This is a genomic window from Pseudomonas sp. FFPRI_1 (assembly GCF_055384485.1).
On sequence record NZ_AP029168.1, the window covers coordinates 2395020 to 2412451 of the forward strand.

14 protein-coding genes are annotated in these 17432 nt (G+C 61.3%); 9 read left to right on the forward strand and 5 right to left on the reverse strand.

The annotated features are described in order from the left end of the window. The first annotated feature begins 23 nt into the window (after positions 1-23). A complete protein-coding gene (locus tag ACZ5BO_RS10900) occupies positions 24-1448 on the forward strand; it encodes an aminotransferase-like domain-containing protein (protein ID WP_025128764.1) in 1425 nt (474 codons plus the stop codon). A gap of 160 nt (positions 1449-1608) precedes the next feature. Here the strand turns inward: ACZ5BO_RS10900 and ppsR are convergent, their stop codons facing one another. After that, positions 1609-2427, reverse strand: coding sequence for a posphoenolpyruvate synthetase regulatory kinase/phosphorylase PpsR (gene ppsR / locus ACZ5BO_RS10905; RefSeq protein ID WP_025128765.1), 819 nt, complete (start codon positions 2425-2427; stop codon positions 1609-1611). 174 nt (positions 2428-2601) lie between these two features. Here ppsR and ppsA point away from each other — a divergent pair, with 174 nt between their 5' ends. The 8 genes from ppsA to ACZ5BO_RS10945 all read left to right on the forward strand — a co-directional run bounded on the left by ppsA (position 2602) and on the right by ACZ5BO_RS10945 (position 10738). Continuing rightward, positions 2602-4977 carry a phosphoenolpyruvate synthase gene (ppsA, locus tag ACZ5BO_RS10910; protein ID WP_464699666.1) on the forward strand — a complete coding sequence of 792 codons (2376 nt, stop codon included), beginning with the start codon at positions 2602-2604 and terminating at the stop codon, positions 4975-4977. Between the two features lie 102 nt (positions 4978-5079). Next, on the forward strand, positions 5080-6069 hold the full coding sequence (locus ACZ5BO_RS10915) for an alpha/beta fold hydrolase (protein ID WP_464699668.1): 990 nt from the start codon (positions 5080-5082) through the stop codon (positions 6067-6069). A gap of 256 nt (positions 6070-6325) precedes the next feature. Then, positions 6326-6817, forward strand: a complete 492-nt coding sequence (gene rraA, locus ACZ5BO_RS10920) for a ribonuclease E activity regulator RraA (protein ID WP_025128768.1) — start codon at positions 6326-6328, stop codon at positions 6815-6817. 25 nt (positions 6818-6842) lie between these two features. After that, positions 6843-7838: a zinc transporter ZntB gene (locus ACZ5BO_RS10925; RefSeq protein WP_025128769.1), complete on the forward strand. Its 996-nt coding sequence runs from the start codon at positions 6843-6845 to the stop codon at positions 7836-7838. A gap of 63 nt (positions 7839-7901) precedes the next feature. Continuing rightward, positions 7902-8147, forward strand: a complete 246-nt coding sequence (locus tag ACZ5BO_RS10930) for a hypothetical protein (RefSeq protein ID WP_025128770.1) — start codon at positions 7902-7904, stop codon at positions 8145-8147. A 2-nt stretch (positions 8148-8149) separates the two neighbouring features. Continuing rightward, a complete protein-coding gene (locus ACZ5BO_RS10935) occupies positions 8150-8974 on the forward strand; it encodes a mechanosensitive ion channel family protein (RefSeq protein ID WP_008048604.1) in 825 nt (274 codons plus the stop codon). Between the two features lie 88 nt (positions 8975-9062). Further along, positions 9063-9653 carry an RNA polymerase sigma factor SigX gene (gene sigX / locus ACZ5BO_RS10940; protein ID WP_025128771.1) on the forward strand — a complete coding sequence of 197 codons (591 nt, stop codon included), beginning with the start codon at positions 9063-9065 and terminating at the stop codon, positions 9651-9653. 107 nt (positions 9654-9760) lie between these two features. Beyond that, positions 9761-10738 carry an OmpA family protein gene (locus ACZ5BO_RS10945; protein WP_025128772.1) on the forward strand — a complete coding sequence of 326 codons (978 nt, stop codon included), beginning with the start codon at positions 9761-9763 and terminating at the stop codon, positions 10736-10738. Positions 10739-10815: 77 nt separating this feature from the next. Here ACZ5BO_RS10945 and cobA read toward each other — a convergent pair whose 3' ends face one another. Genes cobA through nirB form a run of 4 tightly spaced genes read right to left on the reverse strand, consistent with a single transcriptional unit; the run spans position 10816 to position 17062 of the window. Further along, complete coding sequence (gene cobA / locus ACZ5BO_RS10950; protein WP_464699673.1) at positions 10816-11568, reverse strand: uroporphyrinogen-III C-methyltransferase; 753 nt, start codon at positions 11566-11568, stop codon at positions 10816-10818. 9 nt (positions 11569-11577) lie between these two features. Next, entirely contained in the window at positions 11578-14295 is a 2718-nt protein-coding gene (locus ACZ5BO_RS10955) for a nitrate reductase (RefSeq protein ID WP_464699675.1), read from the reverse strand. Next, positions 14295-14612 carry a nitrite reductase small subunit NirD gene (nirD, locus tag ACZ5BO_RS10960; protein ID WP_025128775.1) on the reverse strand — a complete coding sequence of 106 codons (318 nt, stop codon included), beginning with the start codon at positions 14610-14612 and terminating at the stop codon, positions 14295-14297. Before nirD ends, ACZ5BO_RS10955 begins: the two co-directional genes overlap by 1 nt. Next, the gene (gene nirB / locus ACZ5BO_RS10965) at positions 14609-17062 is read right to left on the reverse strand and encodes a nitrite reductase large subunit NirB (RefSeq protein ID WP_464699677.1); all 2454 of its coding nucleotides are present in this window, start codon (positions 17060-17062) and stop codon (positions 14609-14611) included. Before nirB ends, nirD begins: the two co-directional genes overlap by 4 nt. Positions 17063-17432 lie beyond the last annotated feature (370 nt).

Consider the following 17432-nt stretch of genomic DNA (forward strand, 5'->3'; position numbering starts at 1 on the left):
TGACCAAGCTATTGGGGGAATTGATGGCTGTCAAAGTAAGTATTGACATGGTGTCAATGTTGCGCTCGGCCTTGTTGCAAGGCGCTGGCGCCAAGTACCGGCGACTGGCCGAAGCCCTGGGGCAGGCCATCGATCGAGGCACGATTGCGGCGGGTTGCAAGCTGCCACCCCATCGTCTGCTGGCGGATCAGTTGGGGGTGACCATCGGCACCATCAGTCGCTCCTATGCCGAACTGGAACGCCTGGGGCAGGTGGTGGCACGGGTCGGTGACGGTACCTATGTGCGCCAGGACGGTCTGCAGCGTCAGCGTGACAGTGGCTTTCGCAATGTCGGCGACGAGGCGCCGGCGCTGTTCGACATGAGCCGCAACACCCATATCCCCGGGCAGGAGGTGCATTTCATCGCCCAGGCGCTGCACGCACTGGCGCAGGACCCCCGTGGCCTGCAGGCAATCAGTGGCTACAGCGCCGAGGCCGGACAGGAGCGACACCGTGTCGCGGGTGCCCGATGGCTGACCCAGGAGGGGCTGGAGGCCGATCCGGGGCAGGTGATCTGTGTCAATGGAGCCCAGCATGGGTTGCATATCGCCTTGCTGGCGCTGCTCAAGGCCGGGGACACCCTGGCCACTGAGCACCTGACGTATCCGGGCCTGATCAGTACCGCGCGAATGCTCGGGATCAAGCTGCTGGGCTTGCCCATGGATGAGCAGGGGCTGCTGCCCGAAGCGCTGGATCAAGCCTGTCGGCAGCATCCGGTAGCGGCGCTGTACTGCACGCCGACTTTGCAGAACCCCACCACGGCGGTGCAATCGCCTGCCCGGCGGGCAGCGGTCGCCGAGGTCTGTCGTCGGCACAACCTGTTGATCCTTGAGGATGAGACTCACGCCGTGCTGATGGATCGGCGCCCGGCCCCTCTGGCCCATTTCGCCGCGGAACGCACCCTGTTGATCAGCGGCCTGAGCAAGGCCGTGGCCTCGGGCTTGCGGGTTGGCTTCGTGCATGCGCCAGCGCCTTTGGTGGGGCGTTTGGCCGCAGCATTGCGGGCCACCTGCTGGATGGCCACGCCATTGCCCCTGGAACTGACGGCGATGTGGATCGAAAACGGCATTGCCGAGCGCTTGCGTCAGCAGCAGATCGCCGAGATCGGACGGCGCAAGGCGCTGGTCGCAGGCGTGCTGGAGGCGCTGGAATGGCGCAGTCCACAGGGCAGTCCACATTTCTGGATCAAGGTCCCCGAGCCTTGGCGGGCTTCGGAGATCGAGGAGCAGTTGAAGCGCCAGCACTATCTGGTGGCCACTGCCGAAGCCTTTGCCGTTGGGCAGGCGGCGGTACCGCAGTTCATTCGGGCCAGTGTCTGCAACACCACGGCCGATGATCGGAGACTGCTCGAGGGGTTTGCCGCGCTGGCGGCGGCCTTGGGTCAGGAGCGTGGAGTGCCGCGCTGGTAGGTTTTACGGGGAGGCTATGGGCGCGCTCGGAGCAGGCAGGCCGCTGCGGCCCTTGACGCTGTCATCTGTCTGGAAAGCCCGGTTGGCAAGGGCTGCCGCCGCAACCGCAACCGCCCCAGCCAGCGGCCTCGCCACAGGATGCCGTGGCGAGGGGTGGCGGTTATTTGAAACGTCGCTCCACGCCTTTTTCCACAAGGATCTTCGCCGAGATCTCTTCCACCGAGAAATGCGTGGAGTTGATGTGGGGGATGTTCTCGCGACGGAACAGGTTTTCCACTTCGCGCACTTCGAATTCGCACTGGGCATAGCTCGAATAGCGGCTGTTGGGCTTGCGTTCGTTGCGGATCGCGGTGAGGCGGTCGGGGTCGATGGTCAGGCCGAACAGCTTGTGCTTGTGGGAGCGCAGGGCGCTGGGCAACTGCAGGCGCTCCATGTCTTCTTCGGTCAGCGGGTAGTTGGCCGCGCGGATGCCGAACTGCATGGCCATGTACAGGCAGGTCGGGGTCTTGCCGCAGCGCGAGACCCCCACCAGGATCAGGTCGGCCTTGTCGTAGTAGTGGGTGCGGGCGCCGTCGTCATTGTCCAGGGCGAAGTTCACCGCCTCGATCCGCTCCATGTAGTTGGAGTTGTGGCCAATGGAATGGGACTTGCCGACGGAGTACGAGGAGTGTTCGCTCAGCTCCTGTTCCAGGGGCGCGAGGAAAGTCGAGAAGATATCGATCATGAAACCATTGGAGGTCGCGAGGATCTCACGAATGTCCTGGTTGACGATGGTGTCGAAGATAATCGGGCGATGGCCGTCTTTTTCGGCGGCTATATTGATTTGTTGTACCATGGCCCGCGCTTTTTCCATGCTGTCGATATACGGCCGCGTGAATTTGCTGAAGGTAATGTTCTCGAACTGCGCCAACAGGCTCTGGCCGAGGGTTTCCGCTGTGATGCCGGTACCGTCGGAGATAAAGAAAGCAGATCGTTTCATTTGCGGCTTGGGCCTTAAGCTAGTGACGATTCTTGGATATGATAGGCGCGATTTGTCGGCCGGGAATGGCCTGCATTCTCACTTATTTTCCAGGTCCAGGCCATATAGCGGGCAAACGCTCTAACGAGCAGCCGGCTTCTGAGCTTTTCCAACACAGTTAGTGGAGAGATCACCTTGGTAGAGTACGTAGTTTCCCTCGATAAGCTCGGCAAACACGATGTTGAGCATGTGGGGGGCAAGAACGCATCCCTGGGCGAGATGATCAGCAACCTCGCAGGTGCGGGCGTATCGGTCCCTGGTGGCTTCGCCACGACAGCTCAGGCTTATCGTGATTTTCTTGAGTTGAGTGGTCTGAACGACCAGATCCATGCGGCGCTCGATGCGCTGGATGTCGATGACGTGAACGCCCTGGCCAAGACCGGTGCGCAGATCCGTCAGTGGATCATGGAGGCCGAGTTCCCCGAGCGCCTCAACACCGAGATCCGTACGGCCTTCGCCGCGCTGTCGGCGGGCAATCCCGACATCGCCGTGGCTGTGCGTTCTTCGGCCACCGCCGAAGACTTGCCGGACGCCTCCTTTGCCGGCCAGCAGGAAACCTTCCTCAATATCCGTGGCGTGGACAACGTGATTCGCGCGGCCAAGGAAGTGTTCGCCTCGCTGTTCAACGATCGCGCCATTTCCTACCGCGTGCACCAGGGCTTCGATCACAAGCTGGTGGCCCTGTCCGCCGGTGTGCAGCGCATGGTGCGTTCGGAAACCGGCACCGCCGGCGTGATGTTCACCCTTGATACCGAATCGGGCTTCCGTGACGTGGTCTTCATCACCGGCGCCTACGGCCTGGGTGAAACCGTGGTCCAGGGCGCGGTCAACCCGGACGAGTTCTACGTCCACAAGAACACCCTTGAAGCCGGCCGTCCTGCGATCCTGCGTCGCAACCTGGGCAGCAAGGCGATCAAGATGATCTACGGCGACGAAGCCAAGGCCGGTCGTTCGGTGAAAACCGTCGATGTGGACAAGGCCGATCGCGCGCGCTTCTGCCTGAGCGACGCTGAAGTCAGCGAGCTGGCCAAGCAGGCGATGATCATCGAGAAGCACTACCAGTGCCCGATGGACATCGAATGGGCCAAGGACGGTGACGACGGCAAGCTGTACATCGTCCAGGCTCGTCCGGAAACCGTGAAGAGCCGCACCCAGGCCAATGTCATGGAGCGCTACCTGCTCAAGGAAACCGGCACCGTGCTGGTGGAAGGCCGCGCCATCGGCCAGCGCATCGGCGCCGGCAAGGTACGGATCATCAAGGACGTGTCCGAGATGGACAAGGTCCAGGCCGGCGACGTGCTGGTCTCCGACATGACCGACCCGGACTGGGAACCGGTGATGAAGCGCGCCAGTGCCATCGTCACCAACCGTGGCGGTCGTACCTGCCACGCGGCGATCATTGCTCGTGAGCTGGGGATTCCAGCCGTGGTTGGTTGCGGCAACGCGACCCAGCTGTTGAAAGACGGCCAGGGCGTGACCGTTTCCTGCGCTGAGGGCGACACCGGTTTCATCTTCGAGGGTGAGCTGGGCTTCGACGTCAAGCAGAACTCCGTGGATGCCATGCCGGAGTTGCCGTTCAAGATCATGATGAACGTCGGCAACCCTGATCGTGCCTTCGATTTCGCCCAACTGCCGAATGCTGGTGTGGGCCTGGCCCGCCTGGAATTCATCATCAACCGCATGATCGGCGTGCACCCCAAGGCGCTGCTGAACTACGCCGGGCTGCCACAAGAGATCAAGGACAGCGTCGACAAGCGTATCGCCGGCTACCACGATCCTGTGGATTTCTATGTCGACAAGCTGGTTGAAGGCATCAGCACCCTGGCTGCGGCGTTCACCCCGAAGAAAGTCATCGTGCGCCTGTCGGACTTCAAGTCCAACGAGTACGCCAACCTGATCGGCGGCAAGCTCTACGAGCCGGAAGAAGAAAACCCGATGCTGGGTTTCCGCGGTGCTTCGCGCTACATCAGCGAGTCGTTCCGTGACTGCTTCGAACTCGAGTGCCGCGCTCTGAAACGCGTGCGCAACGAGATGGGCCTGACCAACGTCGAGATCATGGTGCCGTTCGTGCGTACCCTTGGCGAAGCCAGCCAAGTGGTTGATCTGCTGGCTGAAAACGGCCTGAAGCGGGGCGAGAACGGCCTGCGTGTGATCATGATGTGCGAACTGCCATCCAACGCCATCCTGGCGGAGGAGTTCCTCGAGTACTTCGATGGTTTCTCCATCGGCTCCAACGACCTGACCCAGCTGACCCTGGGCCTGGACCGTGACTCGGGGATCATCGCCCATCTGTTCGACGAGCGTAATCCTGCGGTCAAGAAGCTGCTGGCCAATGCCATCGCCGCCTGCAACAAGGCCGGCAAGTACATCGGCATCTGCGGTCAGGGTCCTTCGGACCACCCGGACCTGGCCAAGTGGCTGATGGAGCAGGGCATTGAAAGCGTTTCGCTGAACCCGGACTCGGTGCTGGAGACCTGGTTCTTCCTGGCTGAAGGTCAGGGCGCGGCGTAAGCGCTGAGCGTAGAGTCGGCCGGCCGTGAGGCGGGCCGGCTCTTGAAGATTGAAGTAGGGCGTGCTTCTTCTGGATGCCGCCCTTTTTTGTGCAAGAAGAATATGCAAAGCAGCAGCAACTTATTTCCCGTCGCCTTGATCAGCGCCGAGCGTCGAGGCGACCTCAGCGAAGATGTCTATCGCTTGAAACCCGGTAACAGTCCCGATCCTTCGGTGGAGCTGGCCGTGACCCGTCTGGGACTGGCCGATGAGCCTGAAGCCCGGGGTGTCCCGGTGATTCTGCTGCATGGCAGCTTTTCCAATCGGCGTTTCTGGTACTCACCCAAGGGCATTGGCCTGGGGGCCTATCTGGCCCGTGCCGGTTTCGATGTATGGATCCCGGAAATGCGTGGGCACGGTTTGTCGCGACGCAATGCCGATTACCGCAAGAATCGGGTGGCCGACTACGCTCGCTACGATTTGCCGGCAATTGCCGCCTTTGTTCGCGAGCAAAGCGCTCAGATTCCTCACTGGATCGGTCATTCACTGGGCGGCACCACCTTGGCCGCGGCCTTGGGTGGAGAGTACCTGGGCGAGCCGGGGGTCGCCTCGGCGGCATTCTTCGGTACCCAGATCAGCCGCACCTATTGGCCCCTGAAGATTCCCCTGGTGGAGTGGGGCGGGCGCGTGGTGATCAAGCGTTTTGCCCAGCTGTCGGGTTCACGGCTCAAGCGAGGGCCGGAAGATGAGCCTGTTGGCCTGGCACTGGAAAGCATGCGTTGGCATGGTCTGTTCGGTCGCTTTGGCGATGCCGACAAGGATTGGTGGGCGGGCCTGGCGCAGGTGTCAGTGCCGGCGTTGGCGGTCAGCGCCGCAGGGGATCACCAGGATCCGAGCTGGGCTTGTCGCAAATTGTTCGATCAATTGGGCAGCGAGCAGAAGCAGTTTGTCTGCCTGGGGCGTGACCAGGGATTCAGTGGCAATTTCGGGCATGTCGAGATGCTGGTGAGCAAACAGGCGCAGACTGAAGTCTGGCCGTTGGTGGCGCGCTGGCTCCAGGATCAGCACACGCCGCTGCTGATTTCCGCCAGTGAGCAGGTCGCCACGGTTTGAGGCAAAGGCTCTGACAAGGGCATTTCGCTCAGAGGTGCTTGCGGCTAAGATATGACGCCTTGCGATGTTTTGGTCACATTCAGTTATTGAGCCGACTTTCAGTTCCGGTGCAATGGCTGCGAAAATACCGGCTGGATGAACCCGCTGCTCAGGCAGCGCAGGTTAAACATCCAGGGCCCGAGCTCGTATTTTTTAAGCATGTCCCTGGAATTGCCGTCACCTTCGATCGTGTTCTTTCTGTTACAGGAGTTTCTCGATGAACCATTACCTCACTCCCGACCTGTGCGACGCCTACCCGGACCTGGTACAGGTGGTCGAGCCGATGTTCAGCAATTTCGGCGGCCGTGATTCCTTCGGCGGCGAGATCGTCACCATCAAGTGCTTCGAGGACAACTCGCTGGTCAAGGAGCAGGTCGATCTCAAGGGCCACGGCAAGGTGCTGGTGGTGGATGGCGGTGGTTCGCTGCGTCGGGCGCTACTGGGCGACATGCTGGCGGAAAAAGCGGCGAAGAACGGCTGGGAGGGCCTGGTGATCTACGGTTGCATCCGCGATGTGGACGTCATCGCGCAGACCGACCTTGGGGTCCAGGCCCTGGCCAGCCACCCGATGAAGACCGACAAGCGCGGCATCGGCGACCTCAATGTCGCGGTGACCTTTGCCGGGGTGACTTTCCGCCCGGGCGAGTACATCTATGCCGATAACAATGGCGTGATCATCTCGCCAAGCCCACTGAAGATGCCTGAATAAGCAATCGGCCTGACAAGGGATGAGGATGTTCGAGGAAGAAAACGCGCAATGGGGGCTGGTGCATGCCCTGGTGCTGGATGGTGAAGGCGGTGCGCGTTCGATTGCCCGGACCGAGCTTGACGATCTGCAGTTGCAGGCCCATGAAAGCCTGTGGCTGCACTGGGATCGCAGTCATCCGCAGACCCAGACCTGGCTGCGCCGCTCCAGCGGCCTGAGCGAGTTCAGCTGTGACCTGCTGCTGGAGGAGAACACCCGGCCGCGTCTGTTGGCTCTGCCCGAGGCGGAGCTGCTGCTGTTTCTGCGGGGCATCAACCTCAACCCGGGAGCCGAGCCAGAAGACATGGTCTCGGTGCGCATCTTCGCCTCCGCCCAGCGGGTGATTTCCCTACGCCTGCGGCCGCTGCGCGCCACTGATGAGTTGCTGCTGCAATTGACCGAGGGCAAGGGGCCGAAAAACGCCGCCGAACTCCTCCTTTATATGGCCGAGTACCTGACTCATAAAGTGCAGGATCTGGTCAGCGATCTCTCGGAAGTGGTCGATGGCGAAGAAGAAAAACTGGATGCCGACGAACGGTATACCCCCGAGCACGGCAGCATTTTGCAGATCCGTCGTCGGGCTGCCGGACTGAAGCGTTTCCTGGCTCCTCAGCGGGATATTTTTGCGCAGTTGAGTCGGATAAAACTGCCCTGGTTTGCCGTCGATGATGGCGACTACTGGAACGAATTGCACAACAGCCTGACCCGTTACCTGGAAGAGCTGGAATTGACTCGAGAGCGCGTGGGGCTTGCCCTGGAGGCCGAAGACCGGCGCTTGAGCGTGCGCATGAATCGCACCATGTACCGTTTCGGGATCATCACCGGAATCTTCCTGCCCATGAGTTTTCTTACCGGGCTGCTGGGCATCAACGTCGGTGGTATTCCGTTCTCCGCAAGCCCTTATGGATTCATCATCGCTTGCCTGTTGTTGATATCGGTGGCGCTGGGGCAATGGTGGTTGTTTCGTCGTTTGCGGTGGGTGTGACGATGCCTCATGTGACCCGAGTAAATCTGATCGCGTCTTTTTCAGATATCACCAGAGGTGCGTATGCACGATCCGTTTGAACAGTCTTTGCGTGACATGCTCAAAGCCTCGCCATCGAGCCGCGATGACGATGCTTGCCTGGGCCGCGTACTGAAAACCGCCAACCGTCAGGTCGGGGCAGGGGATCTGTTCAGCCTGCTGGGCCGCTGGCTGCCGGCGCTGATGATCGCCTTGAATAACGGATCGGCCCATATTGCGCCGGTTTCACGTCGTAAACCTACTGCTCGCACTGCTGATAAGGCTGATTGAATATGGAATTGGATCTCTGGACTCAGAGCCTCGTCACGGCGATGACTGCCTTGTGGACCAAGGTGGCGAACTTCATTCCGAACCTGTTCGGCGCACTGGTGGTGCTGTTGCTGGGCTTCGTGGTAGCCAAGCTGCTCGATACCCTGCTGTCCAAATTGCTGGCCAAGCTGGGCCTGGACCGCTTGATGGGCGGTACCGGCTTGACCAAATTGTTGTCCCGGGCGGGCCTGCAAGTACCGATCTCGACCTTGATCGGCAAGATCGTCTATTGGTTCGTTCTGCTGATTTTTCTGGTTTCTGCTGCTGAATCCCTTGGACTTGAGCGAGTTTCGGCTACGCTCGACATGCTTGCGCTGTATTTGCCGAAGGTTTTCGGTGCTGCGCTGGTGCTGTTGGTGGGGGTTTTGTTGGCGCAGTTGGCCAATGGGCTGGTGCGCGGAGCGGCGGAGGGCGTAGGGCTGGATTACGCCAGTGGCCTGGGGCGGATTGCCCAGGGGCTGGTGATCATCATCAGTATTTCCGTGGCGATCAGCCAGTTGGAGGTCAAAACTGACCTGCTCAACCATGTGATCGTGATTGTGTTGATTACCGTTGGTCTGGCAGTTGCGCTGGCCATGGGATTGGGAAGCCGGGAAATTGCCGGACAGATTCTTGCGGGAATCTATGTGCGTGAGTTGTATCAGGTTGGGCAACAAGTACGAGTTGGAGAGGTCGAAGGCCAGATTGAAGAAATTGGCACGGTCAAGACTACATTGCTGACCGATGAGGGTGAGCTAGTCTCTCTCTCCAATCGGATCCTGCTGGAACAGCATGTAAGTAGCCGCTAACCCGGCAAACCCTGCTAATGTATGCCGCCGCAAAATGCCCCTCACCGGGCAGCGGCGGACATTGACCTGACTGTCGGCACGACTCGTTTTGAATAAAACCCAATCGCTACCCACGCGCTATGACCCCCGTGAGCTCTCTGATGAGGAGTTGGTCGCGCGCTCGCATACGGAGCTGTTCCACGTAACACGCGCCTATGAAGAGTTGATGCGGCGCTATCAGAGGACGTTATTTAATGTTTGCGCGCGTTATCTGGGGAACGATCGGGATGCGGATGATGTCTGTCAGGAAGTGATGTTGAAGGTGCTGTATGGCCTTAAGAACTTTGAGGGTAAATCGAAGTTCAAGACATGGCTATATAGCATCACGTACAACGAATGCATCACGCAGTATCGCAAGGAGCGGCGCAAGCGTCGGTTGATGGACGCTTTAAGTCTTGACCCCCTCGAGGAGGCTTCTGAAGAGAAGACGCCGAAACCTGAGGAGAAGGGCGGACTTGACCGCTGGTTGGTGCATGTGAACCCGATTGACCGGGAAATTCTGGTGCTACGATTTGTCGCAGAGCTGGAATTTCAGGAGATCGCAGACATCATGCATATGGGGTTGAGTGCTACAAAAATGCGTTACAAACGTGCTCTTGATAAATTGCGTGAGAAATTTGCAGGCATTGCTGAAACTTAGTTCGGCGCAAATATCTCTTACGTTTAGGTGAGTTCTGATAGACTTACCGCCGAGTTGTCCCCCGGTATGTGGGACTGCTTTACAATCACCAGATGGGGATTTAACGGATGAAACTGAAAAACACCTTGGGCATTGCCATTGGTTCTATTGTTGCCGTGACTTCGTTCGGCGTTCTGGCGCAAGGCCAAGGCGCGGTCGAGGGTGAACTGTTTTACAAAAAACAGTACAACGACAGCGTTAATCACGTTGAAGATGGTTTCAACCCTGGCGCATCGATCGGTTACTTCCTGACCGACGACCTGTCGTTGAACGCCACCTACGACAAGACCAACCACACCCGTTCTAACGACGGTACTGGTAACCAGAAAATCAAAGGCGACAACTTCGGCCTGAACGCTCAGTACCACTTTGGTACCGTGGGTGACGCTCTGCGTCCATACGTTTCCGGCGGTGTTGCTCACAAGAGCATGACCAACGTGATCGCTGACGGTCACAGCGGCCGCGACCAGTCGACTTTCCTGACTGCAGGTGCTGGTGTTAAGTACTACTTCACCGACAACCTGTTCGCCCGTGCCGGCGTTGAAGCTGACTACAAGCTGGACAACGGTAAGTGGGACTACGCTCCTACCATCGGTCTGGGTGTGAACTTCGGCGGCAGCGGTGGCAAAGTCGCTCCAGCTCCAGTAGCTCCAGCTCCAGCTCCTGAGCCAGCTCCAGAAGCTCCAGTTGCTGAAGTTGTTCGTGTTGAGCTGGACGTGAAGTTCGACTTCGACAAGTCGGTCGTCAAGCCTAACAGCTACGCTGACATCAAGAACCTGGCTGATTTCATGAATCAGTACCCACAGACCACCACCGTTGTTGAAGGTCACACTGACTCCGTCGGTCCTGACGCTTACAACCAGAAGCTGTCTGAGCGTCGTGCAAACGCCGTTAAGCAAGTTCTGGTCAACCAGTACGGCGTTGGCGCTAACCGCGTTCAATCCGTTGGTTACGGTGAGTCCCGCCCAGTTGCCGACAACGCAACTGAAGCTGGTCGCGCAGTTAACCGTCGCGTAGAAGCCTCGGTTGAAGCTCAAGCTAAGTAATTAGCCTTGTAGCTTGGAAAAACCCGGCCTAGGCCGGGTTTTTCTTTGCCTGCGATTGCGTGACCCTGCGCCCGTGCTCAGGCCAATTGCATGCTGGTCATGGCGGTGACCGCCGTGCTCGTGGCTGTTCCAGCTACCGCCCCGATCACCAGGATGGCTGGGCTCTTGAGCATGAAGTGCTGGGCATCCTGCTCCATGTTCAACAGGTCGCTGCGATATTCCCGCTGCTCAGGCAGCGAAGCGTTTTCGATCATCGCAACCGGCGTATCGGCTGCCATGCCGCCTTCGCGCAACTGCGCGCCGATTTCCGCGAGTTTCGCAACACCCATGTAGATCACCAGGGTCGTGCCGCCCTGGGCCAGGGCCTGCCAGTTCAGGCGGCTGTCATCTTGAGTATGGGCGGTCACCAGGGTCACCCCTCGAGCGACACCACGTAGGGTCAGGGGGATATCGCAACGCGTGGCACCGGCCAGGCCGGCAGTGATGCCGTTGACCAGTTCTACCTCGATTCCCCGTTCCTTGAGCCACTGGGCCTCTTCGCCACCGCGTCCGAAAATGCACGGGTCGCCCCCTTTGAGACGCACCACACAGCGGCCCTGACGGGCATAGCGCAGCATCAGGCGATGGATGAAGGCCTGGGGCGTGGAGCGGCAACCACCGCGTTTGCCCACCGGGATGACCCGCGCCTTGGGGCAGTGCTCCAGTACTGCGCTGTTCACCAAGTCATCCATCAGCACCACCTCGGCCTCGCCGAGGGCGCGTACCGCCTTGAGGGTCAAGAGCTCCGGGTCTCCGGGGCCTGCGCCTACCAGCCAGACTTTTGCACTCATTCGCTTTCCTCACACAGGGACGGCGACAGGTTGAACCGGAGCCGCCAGCAGGTGTTTGATCTCCGGCACGCAAGAGCCACATTGGCTACCGCAACCCAGTTGTTGTTTCAGTTGTGCCAGGTCCAGGCCCTGGGCTATTGCGGCGCACACCGCGCGATAACTGACGTTCCTGCAAGTGCACAGCGTGCGCTCTGGCAAACCGCCCAGGCGGTTGCTTCCCGGAGGAGTGCTCAATGGGGCCAGCAGCCAGCGTCGCAGCTGTTCATCTGCGCGTCCGTCTAGCCAGAGTGCCTGCAGCCAGTGCCTGGCCAGGGTTTCCCCGGCCAGGCGGATGCTGGTGATCCGGCCTTGTTCGATGCGCACACGCTTGCCGATGGCTCGGCGCGGATCGTCATAGGCCAGCACTGGCCCGGTATCAAGTGACAACTGCTGATCGATAGCCTTGAGCACATGCACCGGCGGTGCCTCCGAGTGGGCGGCGCGAATCACCAGCGCCGGGCGTTCGCGACCGGCGAGGCTGAGGCTGACGTAGGCAAAGGCTTCGCAAAGGGGGCGCAGGATCCGTATATGAGCCTGCACATCGCCCTCGATCAGCGCGTACAGGTGCCAGGGCAGTTGCACCGGCTCCAAGCGCACACCGCTGTGCTTGAGTTCCGGTTGCTTGGACAGAGGGTCGAATGCTGGCTGGGTGACGGCATTGACTCCACCCTTGAGGAAGCGATCCCCCCAGTGCATCGGCAGGAAGGCCTGGCCGGGGCGTACGCTGTCATCTCCGCTCACCGCGACGATTACGCTGCCGCGCCGGCTTTTCAGGTTTACCAGGTCTCCGTCCTGCAGGCGTTGGCGCCGCATATCTTCAGGATGCAGGCTCAACAGCGCTTCGCTGACATGGCCAAACAGCTGCGCCGCAGTGCCAGTGCGGCTCATGCCATGCCATTGATCCCGCAGCCGGCCGGTGATCAGGGTCAGGGGGAAGCGGGCGTCGCGCTGTTCCTTGGCGGCCACGTAGGGGGTGCTGACCAGGCGGGCGCGGCCAGTGGCGGTGGCAAAGCGGCCATCGCCATACAGGCGGGGAGTGCCTTGTGTTGCACCGCTGGGAAAGGGCCATTGCTGCGGGCCGAGGCGATCGATCAAGCCATGGCTGAGGCCGGACAGGTCCAGGTCGCGGCCCCGGGTCAGCCCCTTGTACTCATCGAACAGCTGGGCGGCGCTGTCGAAGGCAAACAGGCTGGGCTGGCCGGGACGCAGTTGGCGTTCCAGCCGCCGGGCGAAGTCCACGGTAATCGCCCAATCCGCCCGTGCCTCGCCGGGGGCGACAATGGCCTGGCGTACATGGGATACCCGTCGTTCCGAATTGGTCACCGTGCCTTCCTTTTCGCCCCAACTGGCGGCGGGCAGCAGCAGGTCGGCGAAGGTTGCGGTTTCAGTCGTGCCGAAGGCTTCCTGCAGGACCACGAAGGGGCAGCTCTGCAGGGCGGCGCGCACGCGGTTCTGGTCCGGCAGCGATTGTGCCGGGTTGGTGCAAGCGATCCACAGCGCCTTGATTCGGCCCTCGTGCAACTGCTCAAACAGTTCGATGGCCGTCAATCCGGGGGACGCCGGCAGCTGTTCCACTCCCCAGTAAGCGGCGACTTCGGCGCGGTGTTCGGGGTCGGCTGCTTCCCGGTGTCCGGGGAGCAGATTGCTCAGGCTGCCGGTTTCACGGCCGCCCATGGCGTTAGGCTGGCCGGTGAGCGAGAAGGGCCCCGCGCCAGGCCTGCCGATTTGCCCGGTGACCAGGTGCAGGTTGATCAGCGCGCTGTTCTTCGCGCTGCCGGCGCTGGACTGATTCAGGCCCATGCACCACAGGGACAGGAAACTCGGTGCCGTCCCCACCCATTGTGCGCATTGCTGCAACTGTTCGACGCTGATGCCGCACAGTTGCGCCACCATCGGCGGGGTGTAATCGCGGACCAGCGCCTTGAGCTGCACCAGGCCCTCGGTGTGTTGCTGGATGAAATCCCGGTCGATCCAGTCCTCCCACAGCAACAGGTGGAGGATGCCGTGAAACAGCGCCACATCGGTGCCGGGCAAGATCGCCAGGTGCAGATCAGCCAGGTCGCAAGTGTCGGTACGACGCGGGTCGATCACTATGACTTTCATCTGCGGGCGTTGGCTTTTGGCCTGTTCCAGGCGGCGAAACAACACCGGATGGGCGTAGGCCATGTTGCTACCGGCGATCATCACGCAGTCGCTCTGCTCCAGGTCCTCATAGCTGCACGGCGGCGCATCGGCCCCCAGGCTGCGCTTGTAGCCCACCACCGCCGAAGACATGCACAGCCGGGAATTGCTGTCGATGTTGTTGGTGCCCACCAGGGCCCGGGCCAGCTTGTTGAAGGCGTAGTAGTCCTCGGTCAGCAGTTGCCCGGAAATATAGAACGCCACGCTGTCCGGACCATGCTCGGCGATGGCCTGGGCGAACACCCCTGCGGCATGTTCCAGGGCGCTGTCCCAGTCACAGCGGCTGTGGGCCAGGGCCTTGCCCAGGCGCAGTTCCGGGTACAGCGCGCGGGCCGCGTGGTCGCCGGTCAAGTGCAGGCTGGCGCCCTTGCTGCACAGCTTGCCGAAGTTGGCCGGGTGCGTCGGGTCGCCACTGACGCCGAAAATCTCCCGGCCGTCATGCTCGATCAGCACGCCGCAGCCGACCCCGCAGTAGCAACAGGTCGAGGCGGTGCTTTGGCGCGGCATCACCCAGCATCCCGCAGAGCCAACTGCACCCGGCCACTGGCCACGCGTGCCGGGTGGTGGTGGGCACAGCCGATGTCCGGGGCCTGGGCCGCGCCGGACTCCAGGTCGATCTGCCAGTTGTGCAGGGGGCAGGCCACGCGCTTGCCGTAGATCAGCCCCTGGGACAGCGGCCCACCCTTGTGCGGGCAGCGGTCGTCGAGGGCGAAGACTTCGTCGTCGCTGGTGCGAAAGATCGCGATATCGCCCCTGGGACCTTTGACGATGCGCGAGCCCAGGGTGTTGATGTCTTCCAGGGCGCAGATATCCAGCCAGTTCATGCCGGCACCTCCAGTTGTTTGACTGCGATGGGCTCGTATTCCTTCTTCAATTGCGGCTCGGCCAGGCGCGCTTGCCAGGGATCCTGTTCGAGGGACAGGGCGAACTGCAGGCGCTCATTCAAGGCCTTGCGTCGCTCCGGGTCTTCCAGAACGGCCTTTTTCACGTGTTCCATGCCGACCCGTTGCAGGTAGTGCACGGTGCGTTCGAGGTAGAAGGCCTCTTCGCGATACAGCTGGAGAAAGGCGCCGTTGTATTCGCGCACTTGCTCGGCGGTCTTGAGCTTGACGAAGAACTCGGCCACTTCGGTCTTGATCCCGCCGTTACCGCCGATGTACATCTCCCAGCCGGAGTCGACGCCAATGATGCCCACGTCCTTGATCCCGGCTTCCGAGCAATTGCGCGGGCAGCCGGAGACTGCCAGCTTGACCTTGTGCGGCGACCACATGTTGAACAAGTCGTGTTCCAGCTCGATGCCCAGTTGGGTGGAGTTCTGGGTGCCGAAGCGGCAGAACTCGCTGCCGACGCAGGTCTTCACCGTGCGGATGGACTTGCCGTAGGCGTGGCCGGAGGGCATGTCCAGGTCTTTCCAGACCCCCGGCAGGTCTTCCTTGCGAATCCCCAGCAGGTCGATGCGCTGGCCACCGGTGACCTTGACCATGGGCACCTGGTACTTGTCGGCGACGTCGGCGATGCGCCGCAGCTCGGACGGGTTGGTCACGCCGCCCCACATCCGCGGCACCACCGAATAGGTGCCGTCCTTCTGGATATTGGCGTGGGCCCGCTCGTTGATCAGCCGTGATTGCGGATCGTCCCGGGCCTCGCCGGGCCAGGTGGAAATCAGGTAGTAGTTCAGCGCCGGGCGGCAGGTGGCGCAGCCGTTGGGGGTGCGCCAGTTGAGGTGGCCCATGGTGCCGGCAATGGTCAGCAGGTGCTGCTCGCGAATGGCCTGGCGGATCTGCCCGTGGGTCAGGTCGCTGCAGCCACAGATGGCTTTCTCGCTTTTCGGCTTGACGTCCGCCGCGCCACCCACGGTGTTGATCAGGATCTGCTCCACCAACCCGGCGCAGGAGCCGCAGGAACTGGCGGCCTTGGTGTGTTTCTTGACCTCGTCGACGCTGAACAGCCCCTGTTCCTGGATGGCCTTGACGATGCTGCCCTTGCACACGCCGTTGCAGCCGCAGACTTCGGCAGTGTCGGCCATGCTCATGGCCTTGTCCTGGCCCTGGTGGCCGACATCTCCCAGGGCATTTTCACCAAACATCAGGTGATCACGGATCTCGCCGATGGCCTGGTTTTCCCGGATTTGCCGGAAGTACCAGCCGCCGTCAGCGGTGTCGCCATACAGGCAGGCGCCCACCAGGATGTCGTCCTTGATCACCAGCTTCTTGTAGACCCCGCCGATCGGGTCGGACAGGGTGATGGTCTCGGTGCCTTCGCCGCCCATGAAGTCGCCGGCGGAAAACAGGTCGATACCGGTGACCTTCAATTTGGTGGAGGTCACCGAACCCTGGTAGCGGGCGAAGCCCAGTTGGGCCAAGTGGTTGGCGCAGACCTTGGCCTGCTCGAACAATGGCGCTACCAGGCCGTAGGCGATGCCCCGGTGGCTGGCGCATTCGCCGATGGCATAGATGCGCGGGTCAAAGGTCTGCAGGGTATCGTTGACCAGGATTCCCCGATTGCAGGGCAGGCCGGCGCGCTCTGCCAGCTCGCTGTTGGGACGGATGCCGGCGGCCATCACCACCAGGTCGGCGGGAATGCTCTGGCCGTCCTTGAACTGCACCGAGCCGACCCGACCGTTGCCGGCATCGATCAGGGCCTGGGTCTGTGCGCCCAGGCGAAATTTCAGCCCCCGGCTTTCCAGGGCACTTTGCAGCAATTGGCCGCTGGTCTGGTCCAACTGCCGCTCCAGCAGCCATTCACCGATGTGCACCACGGTCACGTCCATGCCCCGCAGCTTGAGGCCGTTGGCGGCTTCCAGGCCCAGCAGGCCGCCGCCGATCACCACGGCATGGCGATGGGTCTTCGCGGTGTCGATCATGACCTGGGTGTCGGCGATGTCACGGTAGCCAATGACGCCCTGCAGGTCCTTGCCGGGGATCGGCAGAATAAAGGGCGTGGAGCCGGTGGCGATCAGCAGGCGGTCGTACTCGGCTTCGCTGCCGTCTTCGGCGATCACCCGGCGCTTGCTGCGGTCGATGTGCACCACCTTGCGATTGAGCAGCAGCTTGATGTTGTGGTCCTGGTACCAGTCCAGGTCGTTGAGGACGATCTCCTCGAAGGTCTGCTCGCCAGCCAGGACCGGTGACAGCAGGATGCGGTTGTAGTTGGTGTGGGGTTCGGCGCCGAAGACCGTGATGTCATACAGCTCGTCGCTCAGTTTGAGCAGTTCCTCCAGGGTGCGTACCCCGGCCATGCCGTTGCCGATCATCACCAGCTTGAGTCTTTTCATGGGCTTCTCCGGGAGCACAGGCCGGTCGGTGTGAGGCCTGGCTCGACAAAATGCGCGCAAACAAAAAAGGCGTCCCGTCAGTAGCCTGACGAGGACGCCTTTGTCCGGTCCCGTTCTCTCGGGAAGCCTGCCTTCGTCGTTGAAGGGCGGGCTTTATGTCTGTTGCACAAGCTGATGCAGCGCCTGTGCCAACTTGTCGAAGTCGTGATGCTGCAAGGCGTCGGCGCCGGTTCTGAGGCTTGCCGGTGCCATGTGTTGCACCGAATCAAGGCAGGTCGCCCTTTTTCGGCGCGATCGCCATTGCCTCTGCGAAGACCCGCTTTGAGTGGCGGGCCGTCACCGCACGTCCTGATGGTTTCTTTCCTGGCTG

What these genes read in the sequence shown, in the direction of transcription:
- ACZ5BO_RS10900 (WP_025128764.1), top strand. Translation starts at nt 24, where the DNA reads ATGGCTGTCAAAGTAAGTATTGACATGGTGTCAATGTTGCGCTCGGCC.
- ppsR (WP_025128765.1), bottom strand. Translation starts at nt 2,427, where the DNA reads ATGAAACGATCTGCTTTCTTTATCTCCGACGGTACCGGCATCACAGCG.
- ACZ5BO_RS10915 (WP_464699668.1), top strand. Translation starts at nt 5,080, where the DNA reads ATGCAAAGCAGCAGCAACTTATTTCCCGTCGCCTTGATCAGCGCCGAG.
- rraA (WP_025128768.1), top strand. Translation starts at nt 6,326, where the DNA reads ATGAACCATTACCTCACTCCCGACCTGTGCGACGCCTACCCGGACCTG.
- ACZ5BO_RS10925 (WP_025128769.1), top strand. Translation starts at nt 6,843, where the DNA reads ATGTTCGAGGAAGAAAACGCGCAATGGGGGCTGGTGCATGCCCTGGTG.
- ACZ5BO_RS10930 (WP_025128770.1), top strand. Translation starts at nt 7,902, where the DNA reads ATGCACGATCCGTTTGAACAGTCTTTGCGTGACATGCTCAAAGCCTCG.
- ACZ5BO_RS10935 (WP_008048604.1), top strand. Translation starts at nt 8,150, where the DNA reads ATGGAATTGGATCTCTGGACTCAGAGCCTCGTCACGGCGATGACTGCC.
- ACZ5BO_RS10945 (WP_025128772.1), top strand. Translation starts at nt 9,761, where the DNA reads ATGAAACTGAAAAACACCTTGGGCATTGCCATTGGTTCTATTGTTGCC.
- cobA (WP_464699673.1), bottom strand. Translation starts at nt 11,568, where the DNA reads ATGAGTGCAAAAGTCTGGCTGGTAGGCGCAGGCCCCGGAGACCCGGAG.
- ACZ5BO_RS10955 (WP_464699675.1), bottom strand. Translation starts at nt 14,295, where the DNA reads ATGCCGCGCCAAAGCACCGCCTCGACCTGTTGCTACTGCGGGGTCGGC.
- nirD (WP_025128775.1), bottom strand. Translation starts at nt 14,612, where the DNA reads ATGAACTGGCTGGATATCTGCGCCCTGGAAGACATCAACACCCTGGGC.
- nirB (WP_464699677.1), bottom strand. Translation starts at nt 17,062, where the DNA reads ATGAAAAGACTCAAGCTGGTGATGATCGGCAACGGCATGGCCGGGGTA.